The sequence below is a fragment of the Polynucleobacter wuianus genome (assembly GCF_001659725.1).
Classification (GTDB): domain Bacteria; phylum Pseudomonadota; class Gammaproteobacteria; order Burkholderiales; family Burkholderiaceae; genus Polynucleobacter; species Polynucleobacter wuianus.
The window spans coordinates 169,956-183,621 of the sequence record NZ_CP015922.1; the positions used below are offsets into that span (position 1 = coordinate 169,956).

At 45.6% G+C, this 13,666-nt stretch carries 12 protein-coding genes; 10 read left to right on the top strand and 2 right to left on the bottom strand.

Annotation, left to right across the window (positions count from 1 at the left end; translation table 11 throughout):
- Nucleotide 1: 1 nt before the first annotated feature.
- From ftsA to lpxC, 4 genes are all read left to right on the top strand, one after another.
- Entirely contained in the window at nucleotides 2-1,231 is a 1,230-nt protein-coding gene (ftsA, locus tag A8O14_RS00935) for a cell division protein FtsA (RefSeq protein WP_068947792.1), read from the top strand.
- Nucleotides 1,232-1,280: 49 nt separating this feature from the next.
- Complete coding sequence (gene ftsZ / locus A8O14_RS00940; RefSeq protein ID WP_068947793.1) at nucleotides 1,281-2,621, top strand: cell division protein FtsZ; 1,341 nt, start codon at nucleotides 1,281-1,283, stop codon at nucleotides 2,619-2,621.
- A gap of 112 nt (nucleotides 2,622-2,733) precedes the next feature.
- Nucleotides 2,734-3,234, top strand: coding sequence for a peroxiredoxin (locus tag A8O14_RS00945; RefSeq protein WP_068947794.1), 501 nt, complete (start codon nucleotides 2,734-2,736; stop codon nucleotides 3,232-3,234).
- A gap of 43 nt (nucleotides 3,235-3,277) precedes the next feature.
- Nucleotides 3,278-4,183, top strand: coding sequence for a UDP-3-O-acyl-N-acetylglucosamine deacetylase (gene lpxC / locus A8O14_RS00950; protein ID WP_068947795.1), 906 nt, complete (start codon nucleotides 3,278-3,280; stop codon nucleotides 4,181-4,183).
- A 25-nt stretch (nucleotides 4,184-4,208) separates the two neighbouring features.
- On the opposite strand, the gene A8O14_RS00955 is transcribed toward lpxC, so the two are convergent.
- Nucleotides 4,209-4,712, bottom strand: coding sequence for a hypothetical protein (locus tag A8O14_RS00955; RefSeq protein ID WP_068947796.1), 504 nt, complete (start codon nucleotides 4,710-4,712; stop codon nucleotides 4,209-4,211).
- A gap of 54 nt (nucleotides 4,713-4,766) precedes the next feature.
- Between A8O14_RS00955 and secA the strand changes: the two genes are divergently transcribed.
- The 6 genes from secA to A8O14_RS00985 all read left to right on the top strand — a co-directional run bounded on the left by secA (nucleotide 4,767) and on the right by A8O14_RS00985 (nucleotide 12,915).
- A complete protein-coding gene (gene secA / locus A8O14_RS00960) occupies nucleotides 4,767-7,532 on the top strand; it encodes a preprotein translocase subunit SecA (RefSeq protein ID WP_068947797.1) in 2,766 nt (921 codons plus the stop codon).
- A 168-nt stretch (nucleotides 7,533-7,700) separates the two neighbouring features.
- The gene (locus tag A8O14_RS00965; protein WP_068947798.1) at nucleotides 7,701-8,159 is read left to right on the top strand and encodes a (2Fe-2S)-binding protein; all 459 of its coding nucleotides are present in this window, start codon (nucleotides 7,701-7,703) and stop codon (nucleotides 8,157-8,159) included.
- A 13-nt stretch (nucleotides 8,160-8,172) separates the two neighbouring features.
- Complete coding sequence (locus tag A8O14_RS00970; protein WP_068947799.1) at nucleotides 8,173-10,296, top strand: xanthine dehydrogenase family protein molybdopterin-binding subunit; 2,124 nt, start codon at nucleotides 8,173-8,175, stop codon at nucleotides 10,294-10,296.
- A 79-nt stretch (nucleotides 10,297-10,375) separates the two neighbouring features.
- Nucleotides 10,376-11,611 carry a bifunctional glutamate N-acetyltransferase/amino-acid acetyltransferase ArgJ gene (gene argJ, locus A8O14_RS00975; RefSeq protein WP_068947800.1) on the top strand — a complete coding sequence of 412 codons (1,236 nt, stop codon included), beginning with the start codon at nucleotides 10,376-10,378 and terminating at the stop codon, nucleotides 11,609-11,611.
- Nucleotides 11,612-11,625: 14 nt separating this feature from the next.
- Complete coding sequence (locus tag A8O14_RS00980) at nucleotides 11,626-12,483, top strand: ATP-binding protein (protein ID WP_068947801.1); 858 nt, start codon at nucleotides 11,626-11,628, stop codon at nucleotides 12,481-12,483.
- A 15-nt stretch (nucleotides 12,484-12,498) separates the two neighbouring features.
- On the top strand, nucleotides 12,499-12,915 hold the full coding sequence (locus A8O14_RS00985) for an NUDIX domain-containing protein (RefSeq protein WP_068947802.1): 417 nt from the start codon (nucleotides 12,499-12,501) through the stop codon (nucleotides 12,913-12,915).
- On the opposite strand, the gene zapD is transcribed toward A8O14_RS00985, so the two are convergent.
- Nucleotides 12,912-13,664 carry a cell division protein ZapD gene (zapD, locus tag A8O14_RS00990; protein WP_068947803.1) on the bottom strand — a complete coding sequence of 251 codons (753 nt, stop codon included), beginning with the start codon at nucleotides 13,662-13,664 and terminating at the stop codon, nucleotides 12,912-12,914. The genes A8O14_RS00985 and zapD overlap by 4 nt on opposite strands.
- Between the last annotated feature and the right edge of the window lie 2 nt (nucleotides 13,665-13,666).

A 13,666-nucleotide genomic window follows, 5' to 3' on the forward strand; every position in this document is an offset into this window, starting at 1 on the left:
AATGAGTAAAGACAATCGCGATTTATTGGTTGGTTTAGATATTGGAACCTCTAAGGTGGTGGCCTTGGTTGCAGAATTAGCGCCTGATGGTCAATTCAATGTGGTTGGCGTTGGCCAAACTGCTTCTAAAGGTTTGAAAAAAGGCGTGGTCGTCAACATTGAGGCAACTGTTCAGTCGATTCAGAAGGCTTTGGAAGAAGCCGAGATCATGGCTGATCGTCAAATCGTTCAAGTATTCACTGGTATAGCTGGTAATCACATCGTAAGTTTTAACTCTAGTGGCATGGTTGCTATACGTGATAAAGAAGTGAGCTCAGGAGATGTTGAGCGCGTGCTAGAGACTGCAAAAGCAATCAATATTCCAACTGACCAACAAATTTTGCACATCCTTGTTCAAGAATTCATCATCGACGGTCAAGAAGATGTACGTGAGCCAATCGGTATGAGCGGTTTGCGCTTAGAGGTGAAGGTTCATATCGTTACAGGTGCGGTTAGTGCTGCACAAAACATTGTGAAATGTGTGCGTCGCTGTGGACTTGAAGTAAACGACCTTATTTTGCAGCCCTTGGCATCTAGTCTTGCGGTTTTAACTGAAGATGAGAAAGAGCTTGGCGTTGTATTGGTCGATATTGGCGGTGGCACAACCGATATTGCGATTTATTGCCAAGGATCCATTCGTCATACTGCAGTGATTCCAATTGCTGGTGATCAGATTACCAATGACATTGCAATGGCATTGCGCACCCCAACGATTGATGCGGAAGATCTTAAGATTGCGCATGGTATTGCCCGTCAAGAGATGGCTGATCCAGCCGCAATGATTGACGTACCCGGTGTCGGTGATCGTGAGCCACGCCCAATGTCTAAGCAGGCACTAGCTGCTGTGATCGAGCCTCGGGTTGAGGAGTTATTTACTTTAGTCAGAGGGGTTGTACGCGACTCTGGCTATGAAGACATGGTTTCTTCAGGAATCGTTCTAACTGGTGGTACCTCTTTGATGCCAGGCATGGTTGAGCTAGCAGAGCAAGTGTTCTTGAGACCAGCTCGTATTGGTACTCCTGAGTATCGCGGGCATTTACATGAAGTTTTACGTAGCCCCAGATTTGCTACCAGCATTGGTTTGTTAATGGAAGGTCAGGCGCAGTTGTTGCGTGGCCGTCGAGTTTCTCAATCAGGCGCATTACAAGGTGTTATCTCGCGCATGAAGGAATGGTTTGCAGGAAATTTTTAAGTTTTTTTCGTCGTCGTCAATGTAGTACGTTTTTTACCTAGGAGGGTATATGGAATTTGAAATGTTAGATCAAGAAACAGCTGGCAAAACCATTATTAAAGTGGTTGGAGTTGGTGGGGCTGGTGGTAATGCGGTCCAACACATGATCCGTCGCGGTGTCAATGGCGTAGAGTTCATTTGCATGAACACCGATGCTGGCGCATTACAGCGCTCTGAGGCATCTGTGAATTTGCAACTGGGCTCTAGTGGATTAGGTGCTGGCGCGAAACCAGAAATCGGTGCAGCTTCCGCCGAAGAGGCTCGTGCTCGTATTGCCGATACATTGCAAGGTGCTCATATGGTATTCATCACTGCTGGTATGGGTGGTGGTACAGGCACTGGCGCTGCTCCAATCGTCGCTCAAGTCGCAAAAGAAATGGGTATTTTGACCGTTGGCGTTATTAGCAAGCCATTTGATTTTGAGGGCGTCAAGCGCTTAAAGGTTGCAGAGAATGGTGCTGCTGAACTCGAGTCTTATGTAGATTCATTGATTGTTGTTCTCAATGAAAAGCTCTTTGAAGTTATGGGTGAGGATGCCGAGTTTGACAAGGCATTTGCTTGTGCTGATGACGTATTGCATAACGCTGTTTCAGGTATTGCAGAAATCATCAATGTTCAAGGCTTGATTAACGTTGACTTTGAAGACGTGAAGACCGTGATGGGTGAGCAAGGTAAAGCGATGATGGGAACTGCAACAGTTTCTGGTATGGATCGAGCACGCTTGGCTGCTGAAGCTGCGGTAGCTTCACCATTACTTGAAGGTGTAGATTTATCTGGTGCACGTGGTGTATTAGTAAACATTACTGCTAGCCGTTCATTGAAGTTGTCTGAAACACGTGAAGTAATGGCTGCGATTCGTGGCTATGCCGCTGATGATGCAACTGTGATCTTCGGTACCGTGTATGACGAGAGCTTAGGTGATGCATTGCGTGTAACTGTGGTCGCTACAGGCTTGAATAATCCACAAGCTCGCAAAGCAAATCAACCAGAAGTAGTTTGGAGACAAGCTACTGGTACACATGATGCAATGCCAACCATGGCAGATCTCAATACCTTTGCTCCTGCTAGCGCATCTGCGGCAATCAGCAAAGTCAGTTTAGATTCTGCTTTGAGTACTAGTGCAGGGATGGCCTTGACTGGCTCTGGTAGTGCACCTGCGGCAGTAGCGCAACCAGCGAGCAGTGGTGTCGATTACAGTCAGTATGATTTGCCACGGGTGTTTCGTAGCTCTCGTGAGGCAACTCCTGCACCGACTTTAGGTGCGGATAGCTCACCTCAGGCAAAGACCTTGCTTGATAAAGGGGCTGATTACTATGAAATCCCTGCTTTTTTACGTAAACAAGCAGATTAATTAACTGCTTAATACAATAGGTAATTGCAAAATGCCAGCGCGGCGCCCCTCCGGACGACGAATCCCGCGCTTGCGTTGGCATACTTACTAACGATTACTTATTGGAGACACCATGATTGCTGTTGGACAAAAACTACCAAATGCGACTCTTTATGAATTTATGAATGAAGAGACTGAAGGCTGTGCATTAGGCCCTAACGCCTTTGAAGTTGAAAAGCTTGTGGCTGGCAAAAAGATTGTGATCTTTGCATTGCCTGGTGCTTTTACGCCAACTTGCTCTGCAAAGCATGTTCCTGGATATGTAGAACACTACGATGCAATTAAAGCTAAGGGCGTAGATGAAATTTGGTGCATCTCTGTGAATGATCCCTTTGTGATGGGTGCATGGGGACGTGATCAAAAAGTTGGTAAGAAAATTCGGATGTTGGCTGATGGTAGTGGCGAGTTCACCAAGAAAGTGGGCTTGGAATTGGATTTGACTGCCCGCGGCTTTGGCGTTCGTTCAGATCGTTATGCCATGATTGTTGAAGATGGTGTCGTAAAAAGTTTAGATCGTGAAGCTCCAGGGAAATTTGAAGTGAGCGATGCTGCTTCTATTCTGAAAAAACTGTAATTCGTACTGATTAATAATTTCCCCTGAATTTAGAGATGTCATTATGATTAAGCAAAGAACCATTGCTAACCCGGTGAAAACCGTGGGTATTGGTTTGCACTCTGGTCGTAAGGTGACGATCTCAATTAAGCCTGCACCAGTAAATTCAGGGGTTCAGTTTGTGCGTGTTGATACTCCAGAGCAGTCAATAGTTCCCGCAACGGCTTTGGCTGTATGCGATACACGGCTTGCATCCGTCATTCAAAAAGATGGTGTGCGCGTTTCTACTGTGGAGCATTTGCTATCAGCCTGCGCTGGTTTAGGTTTAGATAATCTATTAATTGAGCTAGATGGTGAAGAAGTGCCCATCATGGATGGAAGCGCTGCTTCCTTCTTATTTTTGATCGAGTCTGCTGGGATTGTGGAGCAAGATGCGCCACGTCAATTTGTCGTCATTAAAAAACCAGTAGAAGTACGTGACGGTGACAAGCTTGCTCGCCTCGAACCGTTCTTTGGCTTCAAGTTAGACTTCACAATCGACTTTAAACATCCTGCCGTGGATAAAACGGGTCAGCGTTTTGTTGTCGATTTTGCAGAGCATGCTTACCGCAGTGAGATTGGGCGTGCTCGTACCTTTGGATTTGCGCATGAAGTAGAAGCCCTGAGAGAAATGGGTCTTGCTCGTGGCGGTAGCTTAGACAATGCAATTGTTCTTGATGAGCACCGTATTTTGAATAACGAAGAACTGCGTTATGAAGATGAGTTTGTAAGACACAAAATTTTGGACGCTATAGGTGACCTATATTTAGTTGGTCATCCCATTGTTGGGGCTTACGTGGCTGAAAAATCAGGCCATGCTCTCAATAACGCTTTATTACTAAAGCTCTTGGAAGATCCAAGTTCTTATGAAATTAGTAGCTTTCCAGAAAATAAGGCTCCTGAAGCCTACTCTCAAGAAAATCAACTCTAGTTCTTTTAGGGGTGAAGTTGTTTTCTTATTTAGTTTTGTGCCGAAGCAAGCGCTCTACTGTCTTTCGCAGTTCTGAGTCTGGGGCAAGCTTCCCCAGTAAATCTTCCCAAGACTTTTTAGCAACGGCATTAAAACCTCGAGGTTTTTCACGCAAAGTCTCGTTTGTGCGAGGCTTCACTTCCCATGTGGCAGGCGCTGGTTTAATTTTGACTTTAATAGCACTACATTTCAGCCCTAATTTGGCTAACTCATTGATTAAGCTAGGTAAAGTTTGCTGAAGGCGACTGGCAATACTAGCGCTACTGACGAGTAAAAAGAGTTCATCTTGGCCGCCAGAGCGCCAACCAGCTTCAATTTTGGGATTGAGATGCTCTAAACCAAGCTTTTCTAGCGCCAGTCCTAGGGTGGATTTGAGTCTGACAAGATCTTCAGTCTTGGCCAGAATCCCCCCAAGACCACTAGATTCACGCAGGTAATCCAGCCATTCATGGGCTGTGTGCTTGCGGGATGGTTTAGGGGCAAAGTTCATAAAAAATGGGGTTACGGGTGATAAACTCAAGGACTTAATTTTCTTCAATATCCCATGGTAATCGGTCTTCTTAAAACCCTGGTCGGCAGTCGTAACGACCGCCTCTTAAAACAGTATCGCAAAGTCGTTGCCAAGGTTGGTGCTTTCGAGCCAATTCTGCAATCTTTGGATGATGCTGCGCTTGCCGCCAAAACGGCTGAATTTAAATCCCGTCTTGCAGCTGGTGAGTCTTTGGATGACATTACACCTGAAGCATTTGCGGTTGTGCGCGAAGCTAGCGTACGCGTCATGAAAATGCGTCACTTCGATGCACAGCTCATGGGTGGTCTTGCGCTTCATCAAGGCAAGATTGCTGAAATGGGTACTGGTGAAGGTAAAACATTAACTGCAACACTTCCGGTTTATCTAAATGCATTAACGGGTAAGGGCGTTCATGTCGTTACCGTGAATGACTATTTGGCGCAACGTGATGCCGAATGGATGTCTACCCTCTATAACTTCTTGGGAATGAAGGTTGGCGTGAATCTGTCGCAGATGGATCACAAGACCAAGCAAGAAGCATATGCAGCAGATATTACTTATGGCACCAATAACGAATTTGGTTTTGATTATCTGCGCGACAACATGGTTCAAGATTTGGATCAACGCGTGCAACGTGGCTTAGCTTATGCCATTGTTGACGAAGTTGACTCTATCTTGATTGATGAAGCTCGTACGCCATTAATTATTTCTGGTCAGGCAGATGATCATACTGATCTTTATATCAAGATCAACGCATTACCGGCGCATTTAGAGCGTCAAATTGGCGAAGAAAAAGCCGATGGCACTGGTGTTGAAAAGCCGGGTGATTACTGGGTTGATGAAAAGTCTCAACAGGTTTATTTAACTGAGCAAGGTCACGATAAAGCTGAGCAGATTTTGGTTCAGATTGGGGCATTGAATGATGGCGACTCCCTCTACTCTCCCCAAAATATTACTTTGATGCATCACGTGTATGCAGCATTGCGTGCACATACTTTATACAACCGTGACCAGCAGTATGTAGTTCAGAATAATGAAGTCATCATTGTTGATGAATTTACTGGCCGCTTAATGCAGGGTCGTCGCTGGTCTGATGGTTTGCATCAAGCGGTAGAAGCTAAAGAAGGTGTGCCGATTCAGAATGAGAATCAGACCTTAGCAACAATCACGTTCCAAAATTATTTCCGGATGTATGGCAAGTTGGCCGGTATGACAGGTACTGCTGATACTGAGGCGTATGAGTTTAAGGAAATTTATAACCTTGAAACTGTAGTGATTCCGCCGAATCGGATTAGTCAAAGAAAAGATAAGCAAGATCAGATCTACAAATCCTCTCGCGAGCGTTATGACGCTGTTATCAAAGACATTGAAGATTGCTATGAACGCGGTCAACCAGTATTGGTTGGTACAACTTCAATTGAAAACTCAGAATTAATTGCGGACTTGTTAAATAAGCGCAAGTTACCGCATCAAGTATTGAATGCGAAACAGCATGCGCGCGAAGCGGAAATCATTGCGCAAGCAGGTCGCCCCAAGATGATTACGATCGCCACGAATATGGCTGGTCGTGGTACTGACATTGTTCTCGGCGGTAATGTAGGTAAACAATCCTCCTTAATTGAGGCTGATACAGTCCTTTCTGATTCAGAAAAAGCAGCCAAGATTAAGCAACTGCAAGATGAATGGCAAAGTATTCATGATCAAGTGTTGGCTGCGGGTGGTTTACACATTATTGGTACGGAGCGTCATGAAAGCCGTCGTATCGACAATCAGCTAAGAGGCCGCTCGGGCCGTCAAGGCGATCCAGGATCCTCACGTTTCTACCTCTCTTTAGATGATCCCTTGTTGCGTATCTTTGCTGGTGACCGCTTACGGGCTGTCATGGAGCGCTTAAAGATGCCCGATGGCGAGCCTATTGAGGCGGGTATGGTTACTCGATCTATTGAATCAGCTCAGCGTAAGGTCGAAGGTCGTAACTTTGATATTCGTAAGCAATTGCTTGAGTACGATGACGTAGCCAATGATCAGCGTAAAGAAACTTATCGCCTCAGAAATGAGGTGCTTGAGAGCAAAGACATTGGTGAGTTGATTGCTAACTTGCGCGAAGATGTATTGCGTTCAGTTTGCTCTTTCTATGTACCGCTTGAGTCTATGGAAGAGCAGTGGGATTTACCAGGCATTGAGAATGTTCTCGCAAACGAGTGGGGCCTAACGGTCGATTTGCAGAAATGGGTTGAGGGCGCAGCAAGTATTGATGACTCTGAGATCGTTGAGCGCGTATTAGCTGCTGCCAAAGAGGCTTATGACGCTAAGGTTGACCTATCTGGTCGTGAATCCTTTGCAGGTTTTGAGCGCTCCGTTCTTCTCTATAGCGTAGATACTCATTGGCGTGAGCACTTGGCTGCTTTAGACCATTTGCGTCAAGGTATTCATTTGCGTGGTTATGCTCAAAAAGATCCAAAACAAGAATATCGCCGTGAAGCATTTGAACTTTATGGTGAACTCTTGAATGTTATTAAGAATGATGTTGTAAAGAGCATCATGACGGTACAGATTCGTAGCGCAAGTGAGCTAGACCAAGCATCTGAATCTATGAATGAAGATTTAGCCAAATTGAAAGATCTGCAGTATCAGCATGCAGATGCTGACATGGAAGTTGCCGGCTCCACTGGAGATCGCGGCGCGCTAATTGACATTCAGCCTGCACCAGTTCGTACCGGACCTAAGATCGGCCGTAACGATCCTTGCTCTTGCGGTAGTGGTAAAAAATATAAAAATTGCTGCGGTGCTTTGACTTAACACTTCAACTTTCAATAGTCTTAAATAGATGGCTCAGATTTCTCTGGGCCATTTTTCTTGGTGGAATCCCTAGTCGTTTGAGATGGCGAATAACCCTCACATCTGTCATGATTTGTAAGTGCTAATTCGGCAATATTTTTGATCATTCAATTCCACTAAGGGGGCGTTATGGCGGTATCTTTTACTCTCAACGGTAAGACCGTGAATTTTGATGGGGATCCAGAAACCCCAATCCTGTGGGTCTTACGTGATCATTTAGATGTTACTAGCCCAAAGTATGGCTGTGGCGCCGCTCTTTGTGGAGCCTGCACTGTGCATCTTGAGGGCGCGGCTATTCGTTCTTGCTCTACACCAGTTTCTGCAGCTGCTGGTAAAAAAGTAACTACGCTTGAAGGCTTGTCTGCCAAAGTAGGTAAGGCATTGCAAGATGCTTGGATTGAGTTTGATGTCCCTCAGTGTGGCTACTGTCAAACAGGACAGATGATGTCGGCAGCCGATTTGTTATCCAAGAATAAAAAGCCCAATAGCGATGATATTAAAAATGCAATGAGCGGCAATATTTGTCGTTGCGGAACCTATTCCCGTATTGAAAAAGCAGTTAAACGTGCTGCTGATAAATTGGCTTAAGGGGCTCAATCAAATGAAAAATAATTCTTTAAAGAACCAAAGCCGCCGTCAATTTATTCAACAAAGTGCTACTCTTGGTGGGGCTTTTGTGTTGGGTATGTATTTACCAATTACTAGTGAAGCTGTAACCAGTGGAGGTGAAAAGCCAGCCTTAGCAAATGCCTGGATTCAAATTACGCCTAGTAATCAAATTACTTTAATTTGCGCTCGCTCAGAAATGGGTCAGGACGTTTATACCTCTTTGCCAGCGCTGCTCGCCGAGGAACTCAATTTACCCCTCTCAATGATCAAGGTTGAGATTGCCGGTGTCGCCCCTGTTTATATCAATGCAATGCTGGGCGGACAAATTACTGGCGGCTCAACTTCAGTTCGTGAAGCCTTCGATAAGCTCAGAACCGCTGGAGCGGCTACGCGATCAGTCTTGGTGCAAGCTGCAGCCCAGAAATGGAATGTAGCGGCATCTGACTGCAAGGCCATGAATGGCAAAGTCACTCACTCTAGCGGCAAGTTAGCCACTTATGGTGAATTGGCTGCTGAAGCTGCCAAGTTGCCATTGCCAGAAAAGCCAGCATTAAAGTCGCCGGCCAATTTCATGGTGATTGGCAAAGAGACAATGCGTCGTTTAGATACGCCCGCCAAAGTTTCTGCAAAAGCGGTGTATGGAATAGATGTCAAGATTCCTGGAATGGCAATTGCTTCTTTAGCACAGTGCCCAGTAATCGGCGGAACACCAATTTCTTATGATGCCTCTGCCGCTCTTAAAGTATCTGGTGTTATTAAAGTGGTTCAGATATCTGATGGTGTTGCAGTCTTAGCTAAAGATTTTTATGCAGCACGTAAAGGTAGAGACGCTCTTAAGATCACATGGAATGAAGGACCTAACGCAAACTTAAATAATGCCGTCGTTCGGAAGTCCTTAGAAGAGGGTTTGTCTAAGAAGGGCGCAATCATTAAGACGGTGGGTGATGCATACGCTAGTGTTTCTAATGGAAAATCCCTGAGTGCGCAGTACTTTTTGCCGTATCTAGCCCATTCCACGATGGAGCCGGTCAACTGCTCAGCCGATGTTTCGAATGGTAAGTGCAGAATTGTTGGCCCAATTCAATTCCAGCAGGGTGGCCAGGCGGTTGCAGCTGCTGCAGCTGGTGTTAAGCCAGAAGATGTCAGCATTGAAACCACATTTTTAGGTGGTGGCTTTGGACGTAAATTGGAGCTTGATTTCATTCGCCAGGCAGCTGAAATTTCTAAAGCAGCGGGTATGCCCGTCAAGATGCTTTGGACTAAAGAAGATGACATCACCCATGACTTCTATCGCCCTATGAGTATTCATAAAGTAGATGGTGTTTTAAGTGCTAATGGACAACTGGCAACCATGAAGGCAAAAATGGTTTCTCAATCGGTCACAGCCCGTGCATTCCCTGGGTTTGTGAAGGATGGTTTTGATCCTTTTATGGTCGAGGGTTCAAATAACATTACCTATGACATTCCTAATATGGAGATCACTAACGTTATTACAGACATCGGATTGCGGGTAGGTTATTGGCGTTCCGTAAGTAATGCATTGAATGCATTTGCAATTGAGAGCTTTGTGGATGAAGCGGCAAGCGCTGCTGGAAAAGACCCGGTTGCTTTCCGCTTGGCATCTTTAAGCAAGCACCCAAGAGCAAAACACGTTCTTGAAACTGCTGTGAAGAAGTCAGGCTATAGTGCTGGAAGTAAGCGATTTGGTGTGGCCCAGATGGAATGCTATGACACTTATTCAGCTTGCGTTGTCGAACTAGAGACTGCGACGCCTGATGCCAAAGTAAAAAAGATTACTTTTGTTTCTGACTGCGGAATAACGGTTCACCCTGATCAGGCAAGAGCTCAGCTCACAGGCGGTGTAATTTATGGTTTAAGTGCAGCATTGGGTAATGCCATCACTATCGAAAATGGTCGGGTACAGCAAAGCAACTTTAATAACTACCCTAGCTTGCGTCAAAACCAAGTTCCAGCTATCGAGGTTCACTTAATTCCCAGTCAAGAAAAGCCAGGTGGCTTGGGTGAGGTTGGGGTGCCATTAGTAGCCCCTGCCTTGGCTAATGCGATTGCTGCAGCCACTGGCAAGCGAATTCGAGAATTACCAGTTAAAACCTGATTAAAGCCCTCTGTAAACGATAAAGCGCGCCATTTATTGGCGCGCTTTGTTTTTGAGCCTCATCTACAATTATCAAACTATGACAGTCAACCTACCTCTCCCCCTAAAAGCTGACCTCAAGCCTGTTAAAGGCTTTGAAATGGGCATCGCTGAAGCTGGAATCAAGAAAGCGAATCGCAAAGATTTATTGGTGATGACTCTTGCTCCTGGTTCTCAGGTAGCCGGCGTTTTTACTTTAAATCGTTTTTGTGCTGCCCCCGTACAGGTGTGCCGTGAGCATTTGGCGCAAGAAGGGCGCAAAGGCGAAATCCGAGCCTTGGTGGTTAATACTGGAAACGCAAATGCAGGTACAGGAGAACAGGGTATGAAGCATGCCTTGGAAACATGCGCTGCTTTGGCCAAGGATCTAAACATTAATCCAGAGCAGATCTTGCCATTTTCGACTGGGGTGATTCTAGAGCCTTTGCCGATTCAGAAAATCATTAGCGCCTTGCCAAAAGCAGTAGCCAATTTAGGTGAGGACAATTGGTTCGATGCTGCTGAGGCGATCATGACAACGGATACTCAGCCAAAGGCGAGCTCTGTGACAATTCAAACCCCAACGGGTCAGGTTGTTTTAACGGGTATTTGCAAAGGCGCTGGAATGATCCATCCCAATATGGCAACCATGTTGGGCTTTATTGCAACCGATGCTGGATTTGCTCCTGGTTTATTGGGTGATCTCACCCGGGAGGTTGCCGACCTTTCGTTTAATGCAATCACGATTGATGGCGATACATCCACCAATGATTCTTTCATCATCATGGCTACTGGCCAATCTGAAGTGCAAATTAAATCCGTAAGCGATCCATCTTACGCAGTTGTTCGCAAGGCATTGATTGACCTTTCCAGAAAGTTAGCGCAAATGATTGTGCGTGATGGCGAAGGCGCTACCAAGTTTATGACCATTGAAGTAGTCGGCGGAAAGACTATTGAAGAATGCCGCTTGGTGGCAAAAGCAGTCGCTCACTCGCCGTTAGTAAAGACGGCATTCTTTGCTAGCGATCCTAATCTGGGCCGTATCCTTGCAGCTATTGGCTATGCAGGCATCAAAGACTTAGACGTCAATCACGTTCAAATGTGGCTGGGCGATGTTTGGGTTGCTAAAGACGGTGGTCGTAATCCAAGCTATCAGGAGGCTGATGGCCAACGGGTTATGCAAGAGGCAGAAATCACAGTGAAGATTGATCTAGGCCGTGGCACTGCCACACAAACGATGTGGACTTGTGATTTGTCGCATGACTATGTTTCGATCAATGCAGACTATCGCTCTTAAAAGATATCCATCCTATGAATGAAAAACTAGACCGTCTTTTAGACCATCTCGAAACTTTTTTACCGAAGCCATTAACTGACGAGCAGTGGAAGTCTTCAACAGCATTTAGATGGCGTCGCAGAGACAGTATCTTCGGAAGTATTGGCTTTTTGCAGCCCGTAAAGTATGTATCCGACATTACCTTTGAGGATCTGCAAAACATCGATCGTCAACGTGATGCGATTCGGGACAATACGAAAAACTTTATCCAGAAAAAACCAGCCAATAATATTCTGCTAACTGGTGCCAGGGGAACGGGCAAGTCTTCCCTAATTAAGGCTAGTTTGCATGAGTTTGCTAGTCAGGGACTGCGTTTAGTTGAGGTAGAAAAGGAGCATCTGGCCGATTTAGCGGATATCACTGAATTATTGGCTGATCGTCCCGAGCGCTTCATTGTTTTTTGCGATGACCTGTCTTTTGAGGATGGTGAGTCAGGCTACAAAGCAATGAAGTCTGCCTTAGATGGCTCCGTCTCCGCCCAAGTTGACAATGTTTTAATTTATGCAACATCCAATCGCCGTCATTTATTACCTGAGTACATGAAAGATAACGAAGGTTATATGCATAGTGATGATGGTGAAATTCATCCTGGCGAAGTGGTTGAGGAAAAGATCTCGTTATCTGAGCGCTTTGGTTTGTGGCTATCTTTTTATCCACCCAAACAAGATGAATACTTAGCTATCGTCGCGCATTGGTTGCAACACTTTGGGTTAACTCCCACACAAATTGAAGCAGCTCGTTCAGAGGCGCTCGTTTGGGCTTTAGAGCGCGGCTCTCGCTCAGGTCGTGTCGCATGGCAGTTCGCAAAACACTGGGCGGGATCACATGCTTAGGATGAATGAATTCTTGTGAGTGAAATTCATCGACCCGTTACTGAAGTAGCGGCTGGAATATTGATAGACCAATCCGGCCGCTATCTTTTGGGGCAAAGACCTGCAGGTAAACCGTATGCAGGTTATTGGGAAGTGCCGGGTGGAAAGATTGAAAAAGGCGAAACTGTTTTTGACGCGCTTAAACGTGAATTACAAGAAGAGCTTGGAATCAATATTCAATCAAGTGAAGAGTTAACCGTTCTTGAACATGACTACCCCCACGCCTATGTTCGTTTGTACGTCAGCATTATTCGAGACTGGACTGGTACCCCAAAAGGGTGCGAAGGGCAGGCCTTATCTTGGGAGTTATTAGGCACAGAAAAACCTACTGTGGAACCGCTATTGCCGGCCGCTTGGCCAATGCTAGAAAGGCTGAAAGCCTTTTTGGCTTAGAACTGACAGAGGGTCAGTTTGAATGGCACATCCTTGTTAGCGGGCTGTGCTTTTTTATCGCGATCAGATTGCATAAAGCGTACCGATAGTAAGTATTTATTGGCGCTAATTTCAGAGAAGAGTGTGTCATCTTCGACTGCAATACGCATGAGCTGATAAATTTTTCCTGAGGGCGCCTGTTGGAATGATCCGTTGTGTGCTACAACATCTTTTGCTTCGCCTGACTGGCGTAATAAGCGTAAAAATAATTGGCAAGCATCTTGCCATGGCAGCAATGGACAAACAAAATTTTCTAAAAGTTTCCGACGCTCAGTCGAGGGACTATTTTTCCAGGCATGGTAGCTAGGTAAATCTATTGGACTTGTGCCGCCAGGAATATTTAGGCGGGTACGAATTCCGTTGAGCCATTCACTCTCAGAAATTACTAGATTTGGCCTGCCTGCAGATTGATTAATCTTACTTGCAACCGAATCAATTTCAGCGAGTGTTTGAGAAAGGGCTTCTTGATCAACCTTTTGCGATGACTTTAGGCCATTGAGCGCGTATTTTTGTCGCTCAAATTCCTTTAAGAGTAGTGACTTGATATCGCCGCGTGCGCCAATATCACCAAGATCAAACAACATCGAAATTGCATTGTGATGAAGTTCGGGGTCATCTGATCGAACGAAATGGTTGAAGCGGGCGAACAAATACTCCAGTCGAAGCATGCTTCGAACTAATTCATTGAAGGGGTATTCGTAGACAATCACAA

What these genes read in the sequence shown, in the direction of transcription:
- ftsA (WP_068947792.1), top strand. Translation starts at nt 2, where the DNA reads ATGAGTAAAGACAATCGCGATTTATTGGTTGGTTTAGATATTGGAACC.
- ftsZ (WP_068947793.1), top strand. Translation starts at nt 1,281, where the DNA reads ATGGAATTTGAAATGTTAGATCAAGAAACAGCTGGCAAAACCATTATT.
- A8O14_RS00945 (WP_068947794.1), top strand. Translation starts at nt 2,734, where the DNA reads ATGATTGCTGTTGGACAAAAACTACCAAATGCGACTCTTTATGAATTT.
- lpxC (WP_068947795.1), top strand. Translation starts at nt 3,278, where the DNA reads ATGATTAAGCAAAGAACCATTGCTAACCCGGTGAAAACCGTGGGTATT.
- A8O14_RS00955 (WP_068947796.1), bottom strand. Translation starts at nt 4,712, where the DNA reads ATGAACTTTGCCCCTAAACCATCCCGCAAGCACACAGCCCATGAATGG.
- secA (WP_068947797.1), top strand. Translation starts at nt 4,767, where the DNA reads ATGGTAATCGGTCTTCTTAAAACCCTGGTCGGCAGTCGTAACGACCGC.
- A8O14_RS00965 (WP_068947798.1), top strand. Translation starts at nt 7,701, where the DNA reads ATGGCGGTATCTTTTACTCTCAACGGTAAGACCGTGAATTTTGATGGG.
- A8O14_RS00970 (WP_068947799.1), top strand. Translation starts at nt 8,173, where the DNA reads ATGAAAAATAATTCTTTAAAGAACCAAAGCCGCCGTCAATTTATTCAA.
- argJ (WP_068947800.1), top strand. Translation starts at nt 10,376, where the DNA reads ATGACAGTCAACCTACCTCTCCCCCTAAAAGCTGACCTCAAGCCTGTT.
- A8O14_RS00980 (WP_068947801.1), top strand. Translation starts at nt 11,626, where the DNA reads ATGAATGAAAAACTAGACCGTCTTTTAGACCATCTCGAAACTTTTTTA.